This window comes from Streptomyces sp. AM25 (assembly GCF_058146165.1).
This window is the reverse complement of the sequence record NZ_JBKIWN010000102.1, coordinates 1-3,122: the sequence shown is the minus strand read 5'-3', so window position 1 is coordinate 3,122 and position 3,122 is coordinate 1. Positions and strand designations below refer to the sequence as shown.

Sequence of the window (3,122 nt, the reverse complement as noted above, 5' to 3'; positions counted from 1 at the left end):
TGAGCTCGACGGTGTCGCAGACGACGGCCACCGCTTCCGGGCTCCGGTCACAGGTGCGTTCGAAGAATTCCGGCAGGAACCGGACCGGACCGGTACCACCTGCCCTGTTCTGATCGGGTATATCCGCAGCAAGAATCGCCGGGGAATGCGACGAGGCAATGCTCGTATGGGCCACTGAACTCCCCCTGGGGGATTGATATCGGCACTTTCGCAGGGACCGGTACGACGTCTGCGCATACGCATGACGTCGTTTTGGAAGACGCCTTCCGAAGGCACCTTCCGGTGCCTTTGCACAATCCGGTCCACGCCCCGTGAAGGGGACTGAAACGTAGGTGCCCGAAGCGCCGGGTAACAGTGAAGATCAAGCCATTGCGGATCGGCCGGACCTTGTCGGAACGCCCGGGTCGCCAGTGGCGACGTGAGACATCAGAGCCCACTGACCTTGTGCTCCAGAGGTGGCCGTACGTCGCCGGGAACCGGCGAACCGCCCTGTCAGCAGGGCTCCATGACTGGCGGGATTCCATCACCTGCCGCGCAGGACGGGCAAAACTTCTGCCCGGTTTCTGTGAACGCCGTAAATACCTGTCAAAGCGAAGTCGATGAGAGGGTCTACGTATTCCAAGGACCGCCGCACACAGGCCCGGCCAAGCCCTCTGATAAGAAATTCCCAGATCCAGGCAAAGAACACAGGAAACGCCCGGCGGCCGGCTACCCCCGCCGCCGGATCCCCCTTCGGGGGCCGGGGAGGACCACTCGGCCCCACCGGCGCAGATCCCGGACCAGCCGTCATGCGCCGTCGCCGCATCAGCGACTCACCGAAGCACCCGGCCCCGAGCGGTGGTTGGGGATCTCCCTCCATGACGCCTGGGACGGAGATGTTGGGCCTGGCATGTTTTCGGCAGGGTGAAGCAGAGCCAGCAGGGCAGCGGAACCGGGGGCCGGTTTGCTCCGTTCGTGAAGGTGACGGAGTCCTTCACAGGTTCATGATCGGCAAAGTGAACCGGAGCCACCTCTATCGGGTGACGTCGTGTGCCGCTGCCGGTGGGCGGGAGTGTCAGCGGTGATGGCCAACCGACGGAATCTTCTGACCGGGAACGACAGGGGGTTCCAGATGTGGTCTTTCCCGCTCACTTCAAGATCACTTCCCGTGTCCCGGAGGCCGTCCGCTATCGATGCCATATCGAGGGGTTCCGCCACAGGTCGGGGGGTATGGCGCTGGCCTGGCACAAGTCGCCGGTGGCCGGGGTACTCGCCGCCACGGCTCGCGCGGGTAGGGAGCGGTGACCGGCCCGAAAGTGCAGGCCGGGCGGCAGGAAGCGCTGGTTCTTGCTGGTGGTGGCGTTCGCGTGCGAAGAGGGATCGTGGTGGTCACTGTGCGCCCTGCCGGGCTCCCGCGCCTCGCTGGGCACGCGTATCAACAAGCACGTGGAAGGGCAGCTTCCCCCGCGAGTGTCGTGGCCTGAGTTGCCTGTTCCCCAGGAGGTTGTCATCACCAGCATCCGTCGTGCCCTCGCCGTTGCAGCAGCGGGCGTCATGCTCTCCCTCGCCGGTGCGATCGTGGCCACGCCCGCCCACGCCGACGGCCCGGTCCAGAACTTCGTCTGCGGAACCGTCGCCTACGTCTCCGACCAGTTCGTTCCCCCTGTGTGCGACAACTGACCCCGACAGGAGGCGGCAGAGTGCTTACTTCGCTTCGCGGGTTGCTGACCGGGGCGATTGTGACAGGGCTGGTGCTGAGCGCCCTGCCCGCGGCAACCGCGTCGGCGGGCCCTGTGCACATGGCGGCGGCGAAACGGAAGGTCTTCCTCCCAAAACAGCGCGGGCACTTCTTCAAGGTGCCGGCAGGAGTGGCCACCATGACCTTCGACATGGTCGGAGGCGGGGCCGGGGGTGGGTCCGGGACGTGGACGTCGTCGTACGACGGCGGCAACGGTGGCGGAGCCGGAGCCGTTCTCCGCTGCCGGGTGCCGGTGCAACCGCAGTCAACGATGCTCATCTTCGTGGGTGGTGGGGGCGTCGGCGGCAGCAGCAGCAAAGCCTACGACCCGATGACCGGCGTGAGGGGCGGCGATGCCAGTGCCTCTTACGCAACAGTCTCCGGCGGTGGGGGAGCCGGGAGCGGTCCCCTTGCCTTCAGGGTAAGCGTTTCCCAGGGCGTTGCTGGTGACTCCGGGTACCGGAACTCTCCCCAGTCAACCGGCAAGGGCGGGACCACATTCCGCTGCGAGTCGCGGGGAACAGCGGTCCAGCCGATCTCCTTCACGGCCGGTGGCGACGGCCAGAACGCCAATGACGTCTACGGAGGCGCGGGGGGCAAAACCGGGACCCTCCCGGCCGGCTGCCCGAAAGACAGCGGCGCGGGAGGCAAGGGCGGCCACAGCGCGAAAAACAGCGAGCTCGCGAAGGGCCACCGTGGCGGCAACGGCTGTATCGTACTGAGCTGGTGATCCGCAGGGCCTAACCCCCGGTTGAGGCGCGGCCAGCCGATACGGCGGGGCCGCGCGGCCCCGCCCCGGGTCGTGCCGGTGACACTGATGCGGTTCGCCAGCCGATTCTTGCTGGATGTCCCCCACCTCGAACGTCGCAAGTTTCTGGCCGGGCTCGGTCTGCCCGGAGGCATGCGAGGATCCCCCAGCGTCGGCCGGGCGACCAGGCCCGTGGCGCTCCAACAGGCTGGAGCTGAGTCAGCTGTCGGCTGTGGAAGCCAGTCGAGTCCGACGGTCAGGGTCACCCTCAGTCCGGCGCCGTCGCCTTCCGGCTCAGCTTCGTCGGCTCGGGGCTGGTCGAAACCACATTCCGTCGTTTCGACCAGCCTCATCGGGTCGGTTGACCGTGATGGTGCTGGGGTGAGCGGTAGCTTGGCGATCCCGGGTCCTGCCGAACCGCGCCCCTAATGGGACGTATCAGGTCGTAGAGACTTGATGTTGTAGCCGTCAGCAGGTGAGCACTACGTGTCCCGGAACCCTTGTGAGTTCTGCTGTCAGATCGTGCCCCTGTTGGTTGGCCGGGAGGCCGTGACTGCCGATGAGATGGCGTTGCCCGCCGGGGTTGTTGGGTGTGAGCACTGGATCCATTAGGGCGCGAGCCGTGTCTTCCTCGACTTTCGGGGTTTTCGTGGGCCT

The 3,122-nt window shown here is 66.3% G+C and carries 2 protein-coding genes; both read left to right on the top strand.

The window, feature by feature from the left end; translation table 11 throughout:
• Nucleotides 1-1,464: 1,464 nt before the first annotated feature.
• Complete coding sequence (locus ACLHRZ_RS36810; RefSeq protein WP_490422940.1) at nucleotides 1,465-1,659, top strand: hypothetical protein; 195 nt, start codon at nucleotides 1,465-1,467, stop codon at nucleotides 1,657-1,659.
• Between the two features lie 119 nt (nucleotides 1,660-1,778).
• A complete protein-coding gene (locus ACLHRZ_RS36805) occupies nucleotides 1,779-2,447 on the top strand; it encodes a glycine-rich domain-containing protein (protein WP_490422939.1) in 669 nt (222 codons plus the stop codon).
• Nucleotides 2,448-3,122: the final 675 nt, after the last annotated feature.